Source organism: Ralstonia soli (assembly GCF_023955655.1).
GTDB lineage: Bacteria > Pseudomonadota > Gammaproteobacteria > Burkholderiales > Burkholderiaceae > Ralstonia > Ralstonia soli.
In genome coordinates this window covers 429,328-448,888 of record NZ_JAMXHT010000005.1, presented here as the reverse complement: position 1 = coordinate 448,888, position 19,561 = coordinate 429,328, and the positions used below count along the sequence as shown (strand labels likewise).

The following is a 19,561-nucleotide window of genomic DNA, read 5'->3' as shown; positions in this document are numbered from 1 at the left end:
GCAACATGAAGAGCAAGCACATCGCCCCCATTGCGCCGATCGCACTGCTGGCCTGCGCCGGCGCGGCCTGCGCGCAATCGAACGTGACGCTGTACGGCGTGGTGGATACCAACATTGAATACGCCACCAACCTGCCGGGCGCCACGCCGGGCAGTTCAGGCAACCGTGTGTCCATGCAGAGCGGCGGCCTGTCCGGCTCGCGCTGGGGCTTGCGCGGCGTGGAAGACCTGGGTGGCGGCCTGAGCGCGCTCTTCGTGCTGGAAAGCGGCTTTGCCAGCGACACCGGGCAATCGCAGCAAGGCGGGCGCCTGTTCGGGCGCCAGGCCTATGTGGGCCTGAAGAGCAGCACGATGGGCCAACTCACCTTCGGCCGCCAGTACACGACGCTGTTCCAGATGCTGGCCAACTTCGAGCCGATGGCGTATTCCACCCAATACGAACCCGCTGCAGTGCAGACCGGCGTCAACTTCCGCTCCGACAACACGGCAATGTATACGGGCACGTTCGGGCCAGTCACGGCGCAGGCACATTGGTCGTTCGGCACCGGCGCACCGAGCGCCAACCCGACCGGCGGCGGCAACGGTGAAGTACCGGGCCAGGCTCGGCGCGACAGCGGTTACGGCGCAGGCGTTGCCTATGCAGCCGGCCCGCTCGGCGCCACGCTCGCGTATGACCAGTACAACCCCAGCGCAGCACTGGGCGGCGGCGCCTTCAGCTCGGGCACGGTGCGCAAGGCGGCCCTGGCCGGCAGCTATCTGCTCGGCGACAGGGTCAAGGTCATGGGCGGCTATCGCTGGGGACAGAACAAGAACGTCAACGGCTCGGTGGCGCTGCGTGACGACTACTACTGGGCCGGCATGAACTACCAGGCGACGAATGCGGTAATGCTCTCGCTCGAGTATTCGTATCAGAAGATCAAGACGATCAACAGTGCGCCCTCCACCCAGCCCAACCCGTGGCAGATCGCCTTCATTGCGGACTACACCCTCTCCAAGCGCACCGACCTGTATCTGTCGACCGCCTACGCGCGCAACGCGGGCCTGGCACTGGACCAGGCCACGGTCGACCTCAATGCCACCGGCTACGGCCTGGCGGCGGGCAAGACGAGCATGGTCGGCGTCGCAGCGGGTATCCGCCACAAGTTCTGAGCGGCCGATACCAAAGCACCACGGGAGGCGGACTCCGCCGTCTCCCCGGTCGGCATTCGAGGAGGGCGACCTCCTCGCTTTTTTTTCTCCCCAGCCTGATCCACGACGATGAGCAAGATTTCCCCAACGATCCTCATGGTGCCCGGCCTGCGCGACCACGTGCCCGAGCATTGGCAAACACTGCTCCAGGCGAAGCTGCCCAAGGCAGACTCGGTGCCGCCGCTGGAGATCGACAAACTGAGCTGCGCCGCGCGCGTGGCCGCGTTGGACAAGGCAGTCTCAGCCATCGAGGGGCCGGTAATCCTGGTCGCCCACAGCGCGGGCGTGATGATCACCGTGCATTGGGCACGACGACATGCCCGTAAGATTCACGGCGCGCTGCTGGCGGCGCCGCCGGATTTTGAAACGCCATTGCCCTCGGGCTATCCCACGCTGGACGCGCTGCAGAAGAACGGCTGGCTGCCATGCCCGCGCCGGCCGCTGCCGTTTCCGAGCATCGTTGCCGCCAGCCGCAACGATCCGCTGGCGTCCTACGAGCGGGTCCTCGGCATGGCAGCAGACTGGGGCAGCCGCGTGGTCGACCTGGGAGACGTCGGACACCTGAACCCGGCATCGGGATTCGGCCCCTGGCCCATGGCGGAATCGCTGATCCATGAGCTCGTCTGACCTGCCGCTGCCCGACCGCCATGCCGGTTCGGACGTCCAACACGCCACGCTGACCATCGACGTCTTCTTCGACTTCATTTGTCCGTGGTGCTGGATTGGCTCGCGCCATCTCAAGCATGCGCTCAGTACCTTCACGGCTCGGCACCCTGACGTGAAGCCGAACGTGCGGTGGCATGCGTATCGGCTCTTGCCAGAGATCCCTGCCGAAGGCGTGCCCTACCAGCCGTTTTATGTGCGCCGACTGGGCAGCGCAGAGGCCGTTTCCGCCCGGCGTGCGCAAGTCCGGCACGCGGGGCTTGCCGCCGGTGTCGCGTTCAACTTCGAACGCATCGGCGTCATGCCGAATACGCAGCGCGCACACAGCCTGATCGACAAGTACCGACGCCCCGATTCCGGTGAAGCGCTGGCGCAGCGTATTGAACGCGTGTTCCAGGCCTATTTTGTGGAAGGCGCCGATATCGGCAACGAAGACGTACTGCGGCATCTGGAAGCCGAATTTGACAGCGCGCAAGGACCGGCAATCGCCGCATGCGCACCCGCAGCCGCGGAACCGGAGCCCGGGCAGATCGCCATCTCGGGCGTGCCCTACTTCGTCTTCAATGCCGCGTTCGCGGTATCCGGCGCACACCCGCCGGAGTCGCTGCTCCAAGCCATGGAGCACGCCATGCAGGCGAGCGCTTCACCCTCTCCGTAATCCATCTTATCGGTGCGTATCGGCATGCCACGCAACCTCCCTGTCGCCCGCATCAGCGAGCTCTCCCCCGGTCAACGCAAGCTCGTCTTCATTGATGGCCGCAGCGTCGCGTTGTTCAACATCGAAGGCGCGCTCCATGCCATCGACAACAGCTGCCCGCATAACGGTGCCTCGCTGGCCGGGGGCCAGCTCAACGGCACCGTGCTGCAATGCCCCGCGCACGGCCTGCGTTTTGATCTCGCCACCGGCTGTATGCCAGCGGGCGCCGGCCTCTGCCTGAAGACGTTCCCCGTGCACGTGATCGAAGAAGACATCGTCCTCGAACTGCCGGACATGGCCTAGTTCACCGCACGCCCTCCGCGCGAATTTTCTTGGCGACGCACGCAACCATCATGCAAGACAACCTCATCACCCCAACGCCATCGGCTTACACCTATCCGCTGCTCGTCAAGCAGTTACTGAGCAACTCGCAACACCTCTACGGCGAGCAGCAGATCACCTACCGGGGCGAATTGCGCTACAGCTACCGCACGTTCCGCCAACGCATCGGGCGACTGGCTTCGGCCCTGGCTTCGCTCGGCGTTCGGCACGGCAGCACCGTGGCCGTCATGGACTGGGATAGCCATCGCTATCTGGAAAGCTACTTCGGCATTCCGATGATGGGCGCCACGCTGTTTACCGTGAACGTGCGCCTGTCAGCGCAGCAGATTCTCTACACGCTCAACGATGCCGGCGCCGAAGTCGTACTGGTGCACGCCGACTTCCTTCCGCTGCTGGAAGAGATCCAGACCGAGCTGCAATGCGTGCGCCAAGTGGTCGTCATCGAAGACGGACAGGGGACGCCGCAAACCAGCCTGCCGGTGGCGGGCGAGTATGAAGCGCTGTTGAGCGCGGCCTCGCCCGATTTTGCGTTTGCGGACTTCGACGAGCACACGCGCGCCGCCACGTTCTACACCACCGGCACCACCGGCGACCCGAAAGGCGTGAGCTACAGCCACCGCGATATCGTCCTGCACACGCTGACCACGACCATGGCCCTGAGCGCGCAACGCGACGGACAGCGGCTGCACCGGGAAGACGTCTATATGCCCATCACGCCGATGTTCCACGTGCTGGCCTGGGGCATGCCCTACATTGCCGTCACACTGGGGCTGAAGATCGTCATGCCGGGTCGGTACGCACCCGATCTGCTGCTCAAGCTGCACGACACGGAACGGGTCACGTTCTCGCACTGCGTGCCGACGCTGCTGCAGATGCTGCTGCAAGCCTCGGAAGGCGGCATGCATGACCTCTCGGGTTGGAAGATCATCATCGGCGGTTCGGCCCTTTCGCCCGCGCTGTGCGAGGCGGCGCTTGCACGCGGCATCGACGTGTTTGCCGGATACGGCATGTCAGAAACCGGCCCCGTGGTCGCGCTGGCGCAGCTGCCGCCCGGATACAAGCCCGCGAACCTGCAAGAAGAAGTGCGTATGCGTTGCGCCACGGGCCGCCCCGTGCCGATGGTCGACCTGCGCATCGTCGACGACCAATTGCATGACCTTCCGCACGACGGCAAGGCGCAAGGAGAGATCGTCCTGCGCGCCCCGTTCCTCACCAAGGGGTACTTCAAGAAGCCAACGGCATCGGAGGAACTCTGGGCCGGTGGCTACCTGCATACCCAGGACGTGGCGGTGATGGGCCGAGACGGTTTCGTTCAGATCGTCGATCGCATCAAGGATGTGATCAAGACCGGCGGCGAGTGGGTGTCGTCCATCGAGGTGGAACGCTTGATTGCCGAAGTGCCGGGCGTGCTGGAAAGCGCGGTGATCGGCGTGCCGGATGCCAAGTGGGGCGAGCGCCCCATGGCTTTCATCGTGAGCAAGGCCGGCAGCCGCCTGAAGGCAGAGACCATCCGCGAGCGCCTGCTTGCGCATGTCGAAGGCAAGCGCATCAGCAAGTACGCCGTGCCGGAGCTGGATCGGATCGCGTTCGTGGCCGAGATTCCGAAAACCAGCGTCGGCAAGATCGACAAGAAAGTCCTGCGTGGGCGGACGGCGTAGCCACGCAGCCCAGGCACCGCCGCACGCTCACACCATGCGGCGGATGCCAAAACGTTGCGCGCGGCGGCGCCACACCAGGCCGTAGTACGTTCCCTGCATCACGAACATGGCGATGAACGCCGCCGGGTACGCCGCCCAGATGCCGTCCGTGCCGATATGCCGGCTCAGCATCCAGGCCACCGGCACTTCCACCGCTGCGATGGCGAGGATGGAGATGGCGGTGGGCGCCATCACCGTGCCGCTGGCGCGCATCACGCCCGAGAACACGCTCGCCATGCCAAAGATGACCGAGCTCCACAGCGAGATATGCAGCAGGCTCTGCGCAAGGTTCATCACTTCCGTGTTGGTGGTAAACCAGCCGATCACGGCACGCGAGAACAGCAGCGCCATCACCACCAGCACCCCCGTGATCACCACGTTGAGCCACAGGCCGGTGCGCGTGATGGCGTCGAGCCGCTCGGTGTTGCCTGCGCCGATGGCCTGCGCACCCAGGATCGATGCCGTAATGGCGATCGACATGGCCGGGAACTGCACGTAGCTGATGATCTGCGTACCGGCGCCATACGCTGCGGTGGCGTCCGACCCGAAGCCGTTGACGAACGACAGCAGCGCCAGTTCCGCGATGGAGATCACCACCAGCTGCACACCGGTCGGCACACCGATCTTCAGCACCGTCTTGAGGATGCCGAAATCCACCCACAGGTGCCGGGCCAGCACCGCATCGGGCGCGAGTGGATGGTTGCGGGCGCGCAGGAAGAACGCCAGCCACACCAGCGCGATCGTGAACGAGATGATGGTGGCCACCGCACCGCTTGCCACGCCCAGTTGCGGCAAGCCGAACCAGCCGCGGATAAACGTTGGCGTCAGCACCAGCCCGATCGACGTGGACAGCGCGAGCGTGCGCAGCGGCGTGCGCGTGTCGCCCACGCCGCGCATCATCGCCGTGGCGAGCAGGTAGACGAATAGCCCCGGCATGGCGTAGAGCATGACGCTGGCATAGAGCGTGGCGTCTTGCAGGATATCGGCCGGCGTGCCGAGCCAGCGCAACAGCGCCTGCGCGAATGGCCCGCCCAGCAGCGCCACCGCCAGGCCCACCATGAAGCCGACCGACAGCGTCGTGCCCGCCACGGTCTTCACCGCTTCGGGCTTCTTGGCGCCCCACGCCTGACCGATCAACACCGCCGCACCGGAGCCCAGCCCGATGATGAAGGCGATGAAGAAGAACAGGATCGGGAAGAACGCCGACACCGCACCCAGCGCCTTCACGCCCAGCATGTGCCCCACATAGACGTTGTTGAGCGTGCCCGACAACGATTGCAGGATGTTGGCCAGGATCAGCGGGCCGAGGAATGCAACGAACGTCCGCCACAGCGGGCGGGTATGCGGTGTTGCGACAGGTGGTGCCGTCATGCGACCTCCTCTTGGTCTTGCGTAGAGAACGCGGCGCGCCCCAGCTCGCGCGCAAAATCGCGCACGTCGGCGGGCCACGGTTCGGTGAGGGATTGGAAGCGCTCGGCGTCAGCGGCGAACAATGCGCGCGCGGCCTCTTCAAAGCCCGGCGCGTTGCCGGCCATGGCCGACATGAAGCGGTAGGCCGCCTCTTGCGCGGCACGGCGGCGGTCGGCGCCTTCCGCGGCGCGGCGTGCGTCTTCCACCAGCTTGCGCAGCGTGACCGACGCCCCACCGGGCTGCGCGGCCAGCCAGTCCCAGTGGCGCGGCAACAGGGTCACCTCACGGGCGACAACGCCCAGCTTGGGGCGGCCGGGGCCGCGCGGGCGGCTTTCGGATTCGACCGGTTCAGCGGCGGGCGGCGCAGTGCGATCGAGGCGCGCGAGCACATCGTCAATCGAGCCGCGCACGTCGAACTCCACGGGCTGCGCGCTCGTGTTGTCGAACACCAGGACCTGGGATTCGGGGTGGGCGTCGAGGTGGGTTTTGACGGCCTGGGCCACGTCGCGGACGGGCCCGCCGGCCAAGCGCCGGGTGCCGGCAAACGCCGTGCACATGGGGATTGCTGCGGCATCCATGAGAAGCATTCCTGCAGAAATTTTCGACAGGAATGCATTCTACCCGGGTTTAATTTGACGTCAATATATTCCGGGTAAAAATAGGTTGCGAGGGGCGTCGCAGCAACAAGAGGAAGAAGATCATGCAGCCTGCTGCACCCGCGCCTCCACCAGCAGCCGCTTGAGTTCCGGCACGCACGAGCCGCAATTGCCGCCGGCCTTCAGGCAGGCCGTGATCTCGCCGGTGGATTGCAGCCCCTTCGTGCGGATGGCGTCGCAAATGGTGTTGCGGCCGACGCCGAAGCACGAGCATACGGTCGGGCCCACATCCGCCCCCGCCTCGATCGGCTGGCCAAGCAGCACACCCGCGCGGTCGAGGTCTTCCAGCCGATCCTGCGCGAACAGGCCCGCCAGCCAGTTGCGCGACGGCAGGTCCGGGCGCGGCGAGAGAAACACGCAAGCCTCGATGCGGTCGTCCACCACGTGCACGGCGCGGTAGACGCGCGCGGTGGTGTCTTCGTATTCGAGCCAGTCGGCATGCGGGTCGGTCACGCCAAGCAGCTTGCGCGCCCAGTCGTGTACCGAACAGGGCTGTTGCCGCCCGGCCAGTTCATAGCGCAAGAACTGCTTGCCCTGGATACGCGTCCACCACGTTGCGTCGTCCGTATCCAGCGCGCGGCGCGCGAGTACGAAGCCGTGCCACGCCACATCAAACGGCTCGACCATCACCGGCGTGTGCTTGAACTCGGGCTCGCCAGAGACGGGGTCGACCACTGGATTGACCACCGCGCCGACACGCGCATCCGAAGCAAACTGCCCGTTCCAGTGGATCGGCACAAACACGCTGCCGCGCGCGATGCCACCCGTCATGCGCACGCGCGCCACCACACTGCCCCAGCGCGACGACACGCGCGCCAGGTTGCCTTCACGCACGCCGGCCAGCAGCGCATCGTGCGGGTGCAGATCGACAAACGGTTCGGGCACGTGATCCGCCAGCTTGGGCGCACGGCCGGTGCGCGTCATGGTGTGCCATTGGTCGCGCACGCGGCCGGTGTTGAGGATGAGCGGATACTCGCCATCGGCCGCATGCGCGGGGGCGCGCGCCGACGTGGGCACGAAGCGCGCGCGGCCATCGGCGTAAGCGAAACGGCCGTCGCTAAAGAGACGCGCCTCGCTGTTGCTGGCCAGCGTGACAGGCCATTGCACGGGCGACATGCCGTCATACGCGTCGGCACCCATCCCCGTCAGCCCGCCAAGGTGGAAGGCCCTGGGCACGCCGTGCGCATCGTTGGCGTAGGCGGACAGGCGTGCGTGTTCGTCAAACACATCGCGCGGGCTCTTGAAATCGAAACCGTCGTAGCCCATGCGGCGGGCCACGTCGGCGATGATGTCCCAGTCGGGCCGGGCCTCGCCGGGTGCGGGCAGAAACGCGCGCTGGCGCGAGATGCGGCGCTCGGAGTTCGTCACCGTGCCGTCTTTCTCGCCCCACCCGAGCGCGGGCAGCACGATGTCGGCCAACACCGTGGTGTCGGTGGCCTCCACAATATCGCTGGCAACGACCAGCTCGCACTTGGCCAGCGCCCGCCGCGCCTGGTCGGCGTCGGGCAGGCTCACCACGGGGTTGGTACCGATGATCCACACGGCCTTCACGCGCCCGTCTTCAATGGCGTTGAACAGGTCCACCGCCTTCAGCCCCACCTTGTCGGCCATGCGGGGCGCGTTCCAGAACGTCTGCACCAAGTCACGATGCGCAGGCTCGGTCAGCTCCATGTGCGCGGCCAGCATGTTGGCAAGGCCGCCCACTTCGCGTCCGCCCATCGCATTCGGTTGGCCGGTGATGGAAAACGGCCCCATGCCCGCGCGCCCGATACGGCCCGTGAGCAGGTGGCAGTTGATGATGCTGTTGACCTTGTCGGTACCCGCCGTCGATTGGTTGACGCCCATCGAGAACGCGGTGATGGTGCGCTCGGTCTCGGCAAACCAGTTGTAGAACGTGAGGAGGTCGTCGAGCTTCAGTTTGCAGGCCTTGGCGACGGTCTCAACGTCTTCGCTCTCGGTGCCGGCGGCTTGCAGTGCGGCGTCGGGGCCGTTGGTATGCAGCGTGACGAAGTTGCGGTCCACCACGCCGCGCCGCAAGAGGAACGACAGCAGTCCGTTGAACAGCCATACATCGGTACCGGGCTTGATGGGCAGATGCAGGTCAGCCAGTTCGCACGTGGCAGTGTGGCGCGGATCGACCACCACCACCTTCATCTCCGGTCGCGCTTCCTTGGCGCGCACGATGCGCTGGAACAGGATCGGGTGGCACCACGCGGTGTTGGAGCCGACCAGCACGATCAGGTCTGCCGCTTCCAGATCGTCGTAGCAGACGGGCACGAGGTCTTCGCCAAACGCACGCTTGTGCCCCGCCACGGCGGACGACATGCACAGGCGCGAGTTGGTGTCGATGTTGGCGGTGCCGATGAAACCCTTCATCAGCTTGTTGGCGACGTAGTAGTCCTCGGTCAGCAACTGGCCGGAGACGTAGAGCGCGACTGCATCGGGGCCGTGTTCGTCGATGATGCGGCGGAAGCCTTGCGCGACGGTGTCGAGTGCGGTGTCCCACGATGTGCGCTGCAGTGGCGCAATGGGTGCATCCACGTCGTGCGAGCGCTCGCGCATGGCTGGGTGGAGCAGGCGGCCTTCCAGGCTGACGGTTTCCCCCAGCGCGGAGCCCTTTACGCACAGGCGGCCTGCGTTGGCGGGATGCGTGGGATCGCCTTTGATGTCGACGGTGCCATCCGCCTGCGGGGTCGCTAGTACGCCGCAGCCTACGCCGCAGTATGGGCAGGTGGTGCGCACCGCGTTGGTGGCCGGAAGGATGGGGATGGTTGTCATCGTCATGACTTGCTCGCGGTCTCGTGCATTGCTATGCGTTGTTGGTGCATCCCTTGTTTCATCCCCTGCCGGGGCTGACTCACTTTCTTTGTCTTGCCAAAGAAAGTAAGCAAAGAAAGGCGCGCCCGAGATGGCGACTTCCCCTTGAATTTCTGTAACCGGGCGGGGAAGGAGGCAAACTCGCTGCGCTCAGACAAGCCTCCTTCCTTTTTCCGCCCGCTTACACAAACTCAAGGCGCCATCTAGGGCAGGCACGGCCACACCATCTGGACGCGTGTGTTGGCGCCGAGTTGCATGCTGGTCCATCACGCGGCCTCCGCTTCGCATAGCGCGCGGCCGAATAGCAGGCGCTGGCGGATGGACGTGATGGGGGTGTGGCGCTGGATCAGGTCGAAGTACCAGGGGCCGTCGGCCACGTCGCCGTATAGCACTGCGCCTACGACGCGATCGTCCTTCAGCACGAGGCGCTTGTAGACGCCGCGGCGCGGGTCGCGCAGCACGATGTCTTCGGTGCCGTCACCGCCGATGAAATCGCCGGCGGAATACAGGTCGACGCCCGTCACCTTCAGCTTGGTCGCTGTGGCCTGCTGGATGTAGCGGCGGTGGCCGGCGCAGGCCAGGTGTGCGGCGCAGACGCGGGCCTGGTCCCAGATGGGTGCAACGAGGCCGAAGGTGGCGCTGCGGTGCTGCACGCATTCGCCCACGGCGTAGATGCGGGGGTCGTACGTTTGCAGCGTGTCGTCGACGATGATGGCGCGTTCGCAATGCAGGCCGGCGGCCTTGGCCAGCTCAATGTTCGGGCGCACGCCGGCGGTCATGACGACGAGGTCCGCGGGGATTTGCGTGCCGTCCTTGAAGCGCACGGCGGTCACGCGATCATGGGGTGGAAAATTAGCGAGCAGTTCCGCCGTATGCGCGCCGAGCAGGAAGCGCAGGCCCTTGGCTTCCAGCGCTTTCTGCAGCAACTGCGCGGCGGGCTTGTCGAGCTGGCGCTCCATCAACGTGTCGGGCAGGTGCACGACGGTCACGTCCATGCCTTGGCGCATCAGGCCGTTGGCGGCTTCCAATCCGAGCAAGCCGCCGCCGATGACGACCGCATGCCGATGGTTGCGCGCGGCCTCCAGCATCGTCTCCACGTCCTGAATGTCGCGGAAGGCGATTACGCCCGGCAGCAGATGCCCCGGCACCGGCAGGATGAACGGCCGCGAGCCGGTGGCGATGAGCAAGCGGTCGTACTGCATTTCCACGCCGTCGCGCGAGCGGAGCGTGCGGCGCGGGCGATCGATACTCACCACCGGGTCGCCCGCGTGCAGCGTGATGTGGTTTTGCGCGTACCACTCACGCGTGTTGAGCATGATGTCGTCCACCTGCTTCTCGCCCGCCAGCACGGGCGATAGCAGGATGCGGTTGTAGTTGCCATGCGGCTCTTCGCCGAACACGGTGATGTCGTACAGGTCCGGCGCCAGCTTGAGCAACTCTTCGACCGTGCGCATACCGGCCATGCCGTTGCCGATGACGACCAGCTTGGGGCGCACGGTCCGGGCATTCATACGGCCACCCAGATACGTCCGTCTTCCACCTTCGTCGCGTACGCGTGCACCGAGTTGGCCGGCGCCTCCAGGCACTCCCCCGTCGCCAGGTCAAAGTGCTGCTTGTAGATCGGCGATGCCACGACGATGCGATCTCCCAGGTTGCCGACCAGCCCGCGCGAGAGCACAGCCGCATCGGCGTTCGGGTCGTAGTTGCCGATGGCATAGACCGGCTGCGGTGCACTGCCGGCGACGTGGAACACGGCGACTTGCTCGCCATCCACCAGCGCGCACACGCCGGTGTTGGGCACGATGTCGTCCAGCGAGCAAACAGGGGTCCAGCGGGATGCTTGCATGATGGGTTCCTCTCTCAAGCGGCTTCAGCAACAACGGGAATGCGCACCGGGCGTGTCTTTGCGCGCTCCTCCGCCGTAGCCGGGCGGATCTGCCCGCGCTCTGCCACGAAGACGACGTTGGCGTCCTTCGCGTCGCTGTTCACGAAGTGGCGGAAACGCTTGCGCACCTCGGGGTTGGTCACGGCGGTCTTCCACTCGTCCTGGTAGGTATCGACCACGTGCTGCATCTCGGCTTCCAGTTCAGCCACGATGCCCAGCTTGTCGTTGATGACCACGTCCTTCAGGTAGTCGAGGCCGCCTTCGAGGTTGTCGCGCCACGTGCTGGTGCGTTGCAGGCGGTCGGCGGTGCGCACGTAGAACATCAGGAAGCGGTCGACGTACTTGATGAGCGTGTCCTGGTCGAGGTCCGCAGCCAGCAGTTCGGCATGGCGGGGTTTCATGCCGCCGTTGCCGCACACGTACAGGTTCCAGCCCTTCTCCGTGGCGATGATGCCAACATCCTTGCCTTGCGCTTCCGCGCATTCGCGCGTGCAGCCCGACACGCCAAACTTCAGCTTGTGCGGCGAGCGCAGGCCCTTGTAGCGGTTCTCCAGCGCAATCGCAAAGCCTACCGAATCACCCACGCCATAACGGCACCACGTGGAGCCCACGCACGACTTCACCGTACGCAGCGACTTGCCATACGCGTGGCCCGACTCAAAGCCTGCCGCGATCAGCTCTTCCCAGATCAGCGGCAGTTGCTCCAGGCGGGCGCCAAACAGGTCCACGCGCTGGCCGCCGGTGATCTTGGTGTACAGGCCGTACTTCTTGGCGACCTGGCCGACGGCAATCAGGCCGTCCGCCGTCACCTCGCCGCCCGGCATGCGCGGCACGACCGAATACGTGCCGTCCTTCTGGATGTTGGCAAGGAAGTAGTCGTTGGAATCCTGCAGGCTGGCGTGCTCTTTCTTGAGCACGAAGTCGTTCCAGCACGAAGCGAGGATGCTTGCCACCACCGGCTTGCAGATGTCGCAACCCATGCCGTGGCCATGCGCTTGCAGCAGCGCGTCGAATGACTGGATACGGCCCACGCGCACCAGGTGATACAGCTCCTGACGCGAATACGGGAAGTGTTCGCAGAGGTGGTTGTTGACGGCCAGGCCCTGCTTCTTCATCTCGGCCTTCATCACCTGCGTCATGAGCGGCACGCAGCCGCCGCACGAGGTGCCGGCCTTCGTTGCATCCTTCAACGCACCCACGGCGGTGGCACCGGCGCACACGGCCTGGCACAACGCGCCCTTCGACACATCGTTGCACGAGCAGATCTGTGCGCTGTCGGGCAGCGCATCCACACCCAGCGCTGGGCGCGCATTGCCATCGGCCTGCGGCAGGATCAGGAATTCCGGCGCCTCGGGCAGTTCGATGCGGTTGAGCATCATCTGCAGCAGCGTGCCGTATTCAGCCGCATCGCCCACCAGCACGCCGCCCAGCAGGTACTTGCCGTCTTCCGACACCACCAGCTTCTTGTAGATCTGCTTGCGCTCATCGGTGAACTGCACGCTGCGGCTGCCCGGCGTGGTGCCTTGCGCATCGCCCAGGCTGGCAACGTCCACGCCCATCAGCTTGAGCTTGGTGCTCATGTCGGCACCGCTGAACTCGGTAGCGTCGTCGTCGGCCAGGATCTGCTTGGCGGTGATGCGCGCCATTTCGTAGCCGGGCGCCACTAGGCCGTACACCTTGCCGCCCCATAGTGCGCACTCGCCAATGGCGTACACGTCCGGCGCAGAGGTGCGGCATTCGGAGTCGATCACGATGCCGCCGCGCTCGCCCACTTGCAGGCCGCAGGCACGCGCCAGCTCATCACGCGGGCGGATGCCGGCGGAGAAGACGACCATGTCAGCATCCAGATGCGTGCCGTCGGCAAAGTTCAGGCGGTGGGTACCGTCCACCCCATCGACGATCTCCACCGTGTTCTTTTGCGTGTGCACCGTCACGCCCAGGTCTTCGATCTTCCGGCGCAGCATGCGGCCGCCGCCGTCGTCCACCTGCATCGCCATCAGACGGCCGGCAAATTCAACCACGTGCGTTTGCAGGTGCATATCGCGCAGGGCCTTGGCGCACTCCAGGCCCAGCAGGCCGCCGCCGATCACCACGCCGGTCTTGGCGCGCTGGCCGCATTCGGCCATCGCCTCCAGGTCTTCGATGGTGCGGTAGACGAAGCAGTCCTTGCGGTCCTTGCCCGGCACGGGCGGCACAAAGGGCGACGAGCCGGAGGCGATCACGAGCTTGTCGTACGGCAGCACCTCCCCGGTGGAGGCCGTCACCGTCTTGGCGGTGGTGTCGATGGCAGTGGCGCGGGCATTGAGCTTGAGCACCACGTCGTCACGGTCGAAGAAACCTGGCGTAACGAGCGAGAGGTCTTCCGCCGTCTTGCCCGTGAAGAATTCCGACAGGTGCACGCGGTCGTACGCGGGGCGCGGCTCTTCGCACAGCACCGTCACTTGCAGGTGATGGCCCGGCGCATGCAGCAGGCTTTCCAGAAACTTGTGGCCCACCATTCCGTGGCCGATGACGACGATCTTCATGGTCATGGTGATGTTCTCCTCAGGCGCCGCCGGCAGCGGCCAGCGTGTTGTCGTACAGCGCTTGTTCACGCGCCTTGTGTTCTGCCGAGAAGCGCACCGCGATGGCGCAGACGGCCGACAGCGCCACCAGCACGCCGAGGATGGACAGCGTGGCCTGCGTATCGGCCATGCCCTTGAGCAGGAAACCCGCAGCCACCGCACCAGCGTTGCCGCCCGCGCCGATGATGCCGGCCACACCGCCCAGCGCGCGGCGATCAATGAAGGGCACCAGCGCATACGTGGCGCCGCAAGCCATGTGGGTGAACAGGCCGAAACCGAGCATGGCCACCACCGCCACCGTCACGCTGCCGGCATGGGCAAAACCGAACAGGCCCAGGCCCTCGCCCAGCATCAGCACGCACAGCAGTTGAGTACGGGCGTCCAACCCGCGCTTGGCCGCCACGCGGTCCGACACGATGCCGCCCAGCGCACGCGCAAACAGCGCCAACAGGCCGAAGCTCGCCGCAGCCATGCCGGCCGCGGACAGCGACAGGCCGAAGTGATCAACGTAATACGTGGCTGCGATGTTGTGGATGAAGATCTCCACGCCAAAGCACGCGCCGTAGGTGATGAACAGCAGCCACACGCGGTAGTTGCCGGCCGCGGCCACAAAGCTGCCCCAGCCGCCTTTCTTGCCGCCTTCGATGGTCTTGCCGGCGGCGCGCAGTTCTGCGTAGTTGCCTTCCGGGCAGTCCTGCGTATAGCGCCAGTAGAGCGCCGCGACGATCAACATCGCCACACCCGGCACCACCATGGCCAGGCGCCACCCCAGGCTCTGCGTCACGCCCATCATCACAATGGCGGTCAGCAGCAGCGGCATCGTGCCTTGCGCTACGCCACCGCCCGCGTTACCCCAGCCGGCGGCCGCTGCGTTGGCCGTACCGACTACGTTGGGCGCGAACATGACCGACGTGTGGTACTGCGTGATGACGAAGCTCGCGCCAATCGCGCCAATCGCCAGGCGGAAGAAGAGGAACGCCTCATAGCTCTGCGCCAGCGCCACCCCCAGCACAGGAATGGCACCCAACACCAGCAGGCCGGTGTACGTCTTGCGCGGACCGAAGCGGTCGCACAGCGGGCCGACCAGCAGCCGCACCAGGATCGTCACCGCCACCGCAGCGATGTTGATGTTGGCGATCTGCCCTGGCGTGAGGTGGAACTCGCCCTTGAGCACCGGCATGAGCGGCGCGCAGGCGAACCACGCATAAAAGCACACAAAGAACGCCAGCCACGTCAGGTGGAAGGCGCGCATCTGCGGCGTGCGCAGGCTGAACAAGTCGATTCGGGTGGCTTTGCCGTTCATGTCGAGTCCCGCTTCCAAAAAAAAGAAAGGCGTCCGAGAACCGGGCACTAGGCCAGGTTCTGGGACGCCGTTGTCCAAGAGCCCTGAGCACCAGGGCCGTCACCACGAAGAGCGCGAATCGCCGTTGACTCGCGCACTGGTGCTACGCAACAGGTATGCCAAGGCCGCAAAGCCTTGATCTATCGCGGTTTGCCGTGCAAAGCGACGCCCACGCACCCGCAACGTGCCTCAAGCATGGGCGCTGCGCCGCACGGTTTCGGTGCAGGTTCGGTTCGGTATGGTGCGGCACAGCAAATGCTGCTGCGGCCAAACGGAAGACGTCGGCACGTGGTGCGCGTGCCGGTGTGTGATGCCCGCGTTGAGCGGTCAGTAGCCGTGCGTCACGATCGACAGCACGGACAGATCCGGGTGGGTGCCGTCGACGATGCTACGCGCCACGTGCACGGCTTCCTCGATGGCCTCTTCGGGGCTGCGGAAGCTATCGTCGCCGTCTGCATGAAAGGGGACGACGTGGCCCGTCAGGTGCGGATCGGCGCCAGGGTGGCACACGTAGCCGGTGTAGGTGTAGCGGGCGGAGTTGGTGCGCGTGGGAGCCGGCACGACGTGGATCTCGAACCCTTCGTAGAGCTCGAGGGGCGCGGTGAGCTGATCAGACATGGTGGCCTCGCATGGGTATAGCGTGTACCTGCCGCACCGACGCTTGTGGCGCGGCGTGGTCGTCCTTGTACCAACCAGTCTAGGTGATGCATTGAAGAGTGGAATCTGGCGGTGGACGACATCGTCACCCACCGCCGCGATGGCGCGCTATCCGCGTTTGATCAGCCGGATGATGAACAGCAGGATCACCGCACCGATCACCGCCGTGATGATCGAACCGATCCAGCCGCTGCCCAGCGAGATGTGCAGCACACCAGCCAGCCACCCGCCAATGAACGCGCCCACGATGCCGACCACGATGTCGACGAAGATGCCGAAACCGCCGCCCTTGACCAGAATGCCGGCCAGCCAACCCGCCACTGCACCGATGATCAGCCAAGCAATCAAACCGTGTGAGGCCATGTTTTTTGCGCTCCAAAGAATGTGCGTAGTGAGGGATGTTGTTGCATAGGCATAGTAGGCGAAGACCACACCACCGCCATGTGGCGGCTTCGTGGTTTTTGCAATTGCCGATGGCCAGCCACATCCCTCGCACGCACGCGCGAGCCGCTTAGCGGAACACGTTCACCGCCTCCACCAGGCGCGTGGCCTGATGACGCAGCCCCTCCGCTGCGGCCGCACTTTGCCCGATCAGCGTGGCGTTTTCCTGCGTGACCTGATCCAGGTGATTGACCGCCTGACTCACCTGCGTGATGCCCTCCGTCTGCTGCGCGGTGGCCAGGCTGATGTCCGCGATCATGGAGGAGACCTTTTTGACCTGATCGACGATGTCGTCCATGGTCTTGCCGGCCTGGTCGACCAGCCGCGAACCCGACTCCACCTTGTCCACGCTGGTGCCGATCAGCTCCTTGATCTCCTTGGCCGCCCCGGCGCTGCGCTGCGCGAGCGCACGCACCTCGCCCGCCACCACGGCAAAGCCACGGCCCTGCTCACCGGCGCGCGCGGCCTCCACGGCGGCATTGAGCGCCAGGATGTTGGTCTGGAACGCAATGCTGTCGATCACGCCGATGATGTCGGCGATCTGCTTGGCACTCTGCGAGATGGCACTCATCGTGCTCACCACCTCTTCCATGGCGCGACCACCGTTGAGCGCGGCCTGCGTGGCGGAGCCAGACAGCGTATTGGCCTGCCCGGCCGTTTCTGCGTTGCTGGCCACCGTGGCGGTCATCTCCGTCATCGAGCTGGAGGTTTGCTCCAGGCTGGCGGCGGCCTGTTCGGTGCGGATGTTGATGTCGCCATTGCCCTTGGCGATTTCATGGCTGGCCGACTGCACGTTGACCACCTGCTCGGCCACGTCGTCGATCAGCCAGCGGAACATCAATCCAAGCTGGCTGATGGAGCGCAGCGTCATGCCGATCTCATCCACGCGGTCTGCGATGGCGACTTTGCGGCTCTCGCCCGAAGCCACGTTCAGGGCCAGTTCCTGGAGCTTTTCGAGCGGCGTGGCGATCTGCACCTTCAATGACCACGACGCGAGCGCCAGCGCCACCAACATCGAAGCCGCAAAGCCGCCGAGCGCCGCGCCGGACAGACCGAAGGCCCATGCCACGGCAATCAGGGGCGGAAGCAGCGACAGGAACGTCAGGCGGATGCGCCAGCGCACCGGCATCACCTGGAACACCGAGCGCCAGGCCATCAAGCCCGTCCGCACGATCAAGCCCTTGTGGAATTTGCGGCTGCCCGCGTGACCGCTGCGGAAATCCTTGTACAGCGCCTCGGCCGCGGCGATCTCTTCGCGCGAGGGCTTGGTGCGCACCGACATGTAGCCGGTGGCCTGGCCATTGCGCACCACCGGCGTGGCGTTGGCGCGCACCCAGTAGTGGTCGCCGTTCTTCCGACGGTTCTTCACCAGCGCCGTCCAGGGCTGCCCGGCCTTGAGCGTGGCCCACATGTCGCCAAACGCTTCGGGCGGCATGTCGGGATGGCGCACGAGGTTATGCGGCTGGCCCTCGATCTCCTCCCGAGTAAAACCGCTGACTTCGATAAACGCGGCATTCGCATAGGCGATATAGCTCTGTGTATCGGTGGTCGACATCAGCGTCGCGTTGTCGGGGAACTCATATTCACGCTGGGTAACCGGTTCGTTGACACGCATGGCGGGGGCTTCTCCTTTGTTGATTCGATTTGCAAGAAGCTTTTCGGCACGATTCGGGATTTATTGAGTCCCCAATAACCCCACCTTCGCAGGAAAATCATTGCCGTGGCCGCCAACCTCATAGAAAGGAAAGACCTAAATGGAAGCGGCGCCCATTCACGTGAACGCCTGATAGCAGGCGGCATATCTGGACACTGGCGCATAGGCCATATGCGGGAAAATCGGATTATCTAAATAGCCCACGCTTGATAATTACTCATTTGCGTTAATTCCCGGCGTTTCGAAGACACACCCTACCTTTGTTGCGCATCAGCACACGTTTGCTCATGAGAATTTTTCACAACCATGGACGCAGGCGGTAGCCCGGATGTTTTCGTGCGTGATGATCGACCGGATTGCTATCCGGCAAGCGGCAAGCGCGGTACTAGCCCTGCGGCTTGCGCTGCGACAGCACCCACAGCATCGTCCCGACGGCTTCCGTCTGCGAGCGCGTGCAGGTCTTCTCATAGATGGCGCGCAATTGCGAGCGCACCGTCGACATGGCCACGCCAGCGCTGGCGGCGTATTCGTCGGGGGTCTTGCCGGCAATCAGCGCCTCGCCCACCGCGGCTTCTGCGGCCGACAGGCCGAAGGCCTGACGCAACTGCATCGCCGTGACGGGCGCTGCATCACCGCGGCGGCGCGCCGTGATCAGCATGGCGGCATCGCCAAACGCAGCATGCGCAGCGTGAGCGGGCAACTGTGATATCCCGAGGAAGATTTCGTGCGGCGCGCCCAGCCTCGGCCGCACCGTAACGCTCTCGCCCTTGCGGGTTTTTGCCACGCGCGCCAACGCAGCCTGGAGACCGTCGTTGTCGGCCGCAAACGTGGCGCACAGGCGCCCGTGTTCGAGACGCAGACACGTCGAAGCACGCAGCAGCGCCTCGGCCTGGGCGTTGGCAAACAGCACGCGCTGATCGCGTCCGAGGGCGAACACGGCCAGGCCAAGCTGCTCCATCAGTTCTGCGCCAATGGCCGCATCGCGGTGGAGCACGCGTGTATCACGCCATAGGTTGATCGTGCGCTGCAGGTGGCCGGCCATGCCTGCGGCGTTGAAGCGATTCTCTTCGGAATACGGTGTTCGGCCGTGCGCTCGAAGCATGCCGAGCAGGATGTCGCTGCTGCCCGGACGCTCCAGGCGTACACCCATCAAGTAGCGGAAGCCCGCCGGAATCTGATAGTCCTGGAAGAATTCGCTGCGCTCGACATAGACGTCGGAAAGGTGGTCCTGGCAGAAGGCGAACTCGCGCACGTTGGCTCGCTCGACAAAACCGCGGCGCGGGTCCAGCGCACCGTAGTATTGGTCATACAGGCGGATGGTGTCGTCGATCTCTCTCTTTGGTGAGTAGACGGAGAGTTGCGGGGCATTGCGCACGGCGTCCCAGCTGAACATGTGAAACATGTCAGCGCCGAGCGATTCGGTCACCTGCTGGAAGGCCTCCAGGAAACCATCCTGCGTCACTGCCGCTTCGTACAGATCGCCAATCAACTGATCTTTGAGCAAGCTTCCCTCCCCCGAAGGATGGCTGTCTGCGCTGGTGCCCGCCGG

General features: G+C 65.1%; 16 protein-coding genes. 5 read left to right on the top strand and 11 right to left on the bottom strand.

Translation table 11 applies throughout. The features are described 5' to 3' along the window. The first annotated feature begins 5 nt into the window (after positions 1-5). From NG900_RS15220 to NG900_RS15200, 5 genes are all read left to right on the top strand, one after another. Positions 6-1,148, top strand: a complete 1,143-nt coding sequence (locus tag NG900_RS15220; protein WP_252681852.1) for a porin — start codon at positions 6-8, stop codon at positions 1,146-1,148. Positions 1,149-1,256: 108 nt separating this feature from the next. Continuing rightward, positions 1,257-1,814 (top strand): RBBP9/YdeN family alpha/beta hydrolase, encoded by a 558-nt coding sequence (locus tag NG900_RS15215; RefSeq protein ID WP_252681850.1) that lies wholly within the window; start codon positions 1,257-1,259, stop codon positions 1,812-1,814. Then, positions 1,801-2,508 (top strand): DsbA family oxidoreductase, encoded by a 708-nt coding sequence (locus tag NG900_RS15210; protein ID WP_252681846.1) that lies wholly within the window; start codon positions 1,801-1,803, stop codon positions 2,506-2,508. The genes NG900_RS15215 and NG900_RS15210 overlap by 14 nt, the downstream gene beginning before the upstream one ends. 24 nt (positions 2,509-2,532) lie before the next feature. Beyond that, positions 2,533-2,850, top strand: coding sequence for a Rieske (2Fe-2S) protein (locus NG900_RS15205; RefSeq protein ID WP_252681843.1), 318 nt, complete (start codon positions 2,533-2,535; stop codon positions 2,848-2,850). 50 nt (positions 2,851-2,900) lie between these two features. After that, complete coding sequence (locus tag NG900_RS15200; RefSeq protein ID WP_252681839.1) at positions 2,901-4,547, top strand: fatty acid--CoA ligase; 1,647 nt, start codon at positions 2,901-2,903, stop codon at positions 4,545-4,547. Between the two features lie 27 nt (positions 4,548-4,574). On the opposite strand, the gene NG900_RS15195 is transcribed toward NG900_RS15200, so the two are convergent. From NG900_RS15195 to NG900_RS15145, 11 genes are all read right to left on the bottom strand, one after another. Continuing rightward, a complete protein-coding gene (locus tag NG900_RS15195) occupies positions 4,575-5,957 on the bottom strand; it encodes an MATE family efflux transporter (protein WP_252681837.1) in 1,383 nt (460 codons plus the stop codon). After that, entirely contained in the window at positions 5,954-6,574 is a 621-nt protein-coding gene (locus NG900_RS15190) for a DUF2239 family protein (RefSeq protein WP_252681835.1), read from the bottom strand. The genes NG900_RS15195 and NG900_RS15190 overlap by 4 nt, the downstream gene beginning before the upstream one ends. A gap of 120 nt (positions 6,575-6,694) precedes the next feature. Further along, positions 6,695-9,436 carry a nitrate reductase gene (locus tag NG900_RS15185; protein ID WP_252681833.1) on the bottom strand — a complete coding sequence of 914 codons (2,742 nt, stop codon included), beginning with the start codon at positions 9,434-9,436 and terminating at the stop codon, positions 6,695-6,697. A 299-nt stretch (positions 9,437-9,735) separates the two neighbouring features. Continuing rightward, positions 9,736-10,980 (bottom strand): NAD(P)/FAD-dependent oxidoreductase, encoded by a 1,245-nt coding sequence (locus NG900_RS15180; protein ID WP_252681831.1) that lies wholly within the window; start codon positions 10,978-10,980, stop codon positions 9,736-9,738. Continuing rightward, a complete protein-coding gene (gene nirD / locus NG900_RS15175) occupies positions 10,977-11,315 on the bottom strand; it encodes a nitrite reductase small subunit NirD (RefSeq protein ID WP_252681830.1) in 339 nt (112 codons plus the stop codon). Before nirD ends, NG900_RS15180 begins: the two co-directional genes overlap by 4 nt. Positions 11,316-11,329: 14 nt before the next feature. Further along, positions 11,330-13,885, bottom strand: a complete 2,556-nt coding sequence (gene nirB / locus NG900_RS15170) for a nitrite reductase large subunit NirB (RefSeq protein ID WP_252681828.1) — start codon at positions 13,883-13,885, stop codon at positions 11,330-11,332. Between the two features lie 13 nt (positions 13,886-13,898). Further along, positions 13,899-15,221 (bottom strand): MFS transporter, encoded by a 1,323-nt coding sequence (locus NG900_RS15165; protein WP_252681825.1) that lies wholly within the window; start codon positions 15,219-15,221, stop codon positions 13,899-13,901. Positions 15,222-15,587: 366 nt separating this feature from the next. Then, on the bottom strand, positions 15,588-15,878 hold the full coding sequence (locus tag NG900_RS15160) for a hypothetical protein (protein ID WP_252681822.1): 291 nt from the start codon (positions 15,876-15,878) through the stop codon (positions 15,588-15,590). A gap of 147 nt (positions 15,879-16,025) precedes the next feature. Next, positions 16,026-16,280 (bottom strand): GlsB/YeaQ/YmgE family stress response membrane protein, encoded by a 255-nt coding sequence (locus NG900_RS15155; RefSeq protein ID WP_252681819.1) that lies wholly within the window; start codon positions 16,278-16,280, stop codon positions 16,026-16,028. Positions 16,281-16,428: 148 nt separating this feature from the next. Continuing rightward, positions 16,429-17,973, bottom strand: a complete 1,545-nt coding sequence (locus NG900_RS15150; RefSeq protein WP_252681817.1) for a methyl-accepting chemotaxis protein — start codon at positions 17,971-17,973, stop codon at positions 16,429-16,431. A 424-nt stretch (positions 17,974-18,397) separates the two neighbouring features. Next, a complete protein-coding gene (locus tag NG900_RS15145) occupies positions 18,398-19,516 on the bottom strand; it encodes a helix-turn-helix transcriptional regulator (RefSeq protein ID WP_252681815.1) in 1,119 nt (372 codons plus the stop codon). Between the last annotated feature and the right edge of the window lie 45 nt (positions 19,517-19,561).

Coding starts and splice junctions, on each gene's coding strand:
- NG900_RS15220 (WP_252681852.1), top strand. CDS start 6: ATGAAGAGCAAGCACATCGCCCCCATTGCGCCGATCGCACTGCTGGCC.
- NG900_RS15215 (WP_252681850.1), top strand. CDS start 1,257: ATGAGCAAGATTTCCCCAACGATCCTCATGGTGCCCGGCCTGCGCGAC.
- NG900_RS15210 (WP_252681846.1), top strand. CDS start 1,801: ATGAGCTCGTCTGACCTGCCGCTGCCCGACCGCCATGCCGGTTCGGAC.
- NG900_RS15205 (WP_252681843.1), top strand. CDS start 2,533: ATGCCACGCAACCTCCCTGTCGCCCGCATCAGCGAGCTCTCCCCCGGT.
- NG900_RS15200 (WP_252681839.1), top strand. CDS start 2,901: ATGCAAGACAACCTCATCACCCCAACGCCATCGGCTTACACCTATCCG.
- NG900_RS15195 (WP_252681837.1), bottom strand. CDS start 5,957: ATGACGGCACCACCTGTCGCAACACCGCATACCCGCCCGCTGTGGCGG.
- NG900_RS15190 (WP_252681835.1), bottom strand. CDS start 6,574: ATGGATGCCGCAGCAATCCCCATGTGCACGGCGTTTGCCGGCACCCGG.
- NG900_RS15185 (WP_252681833.1), bottom strand. CDS start 9,436: ATGACGATGACAACCATCCCCATCCTTCCGGCCACCAACGCGGTGCGC.
- NG900_RS15180 (WP_252681831.1), bottom strand. CDS start 10,980: ATGAATGCCCGGACCGTGCGCCCCAAGCTGGTCGTCATCGGCAACGGC.
- nirD (WP_252681830.1), bottom strand. CDS start 11,315: ATGCAAGCATCCCGCTGGACCCCTGTTTGCTCGCTGGACGACATCGTG.
- nirB (WP_252681828.1), bottom strand. CDS start 13,885: ATGACCATGAAGATCGTCGTCATCGGCCACGGAATGGTGGGCCACAAG.
- NG900_RS15165 (WP_252681825.1), bottom strand. CDS start 15,221: ATGAACGGCAAAGCCACCCGAATCGACTTGTTCAGCCTGCGCACGCCG.
- NG900_RS15160 (WP_252681822.1), bottom strand. CDS start 15,878: ATGTCTGATCAGCTCACCGCGCCCCTCGAGCTCTACGAAGGGTTCGAG.
- NG900_RS15155 (WP_252681819.1), bottom strand. CDS start 16,280: ATGGCCTCACACGGTTTGATTGCTTGGCTGATCATCGGTGCAGTGGCG.
- NG900_RS15150 (WP_252681817.1), bottom strand. CDS start 17,973: ATGCGTGTCAACGAACCGGTTACCCAGCGTGAATATGAGTTCCCCGAC.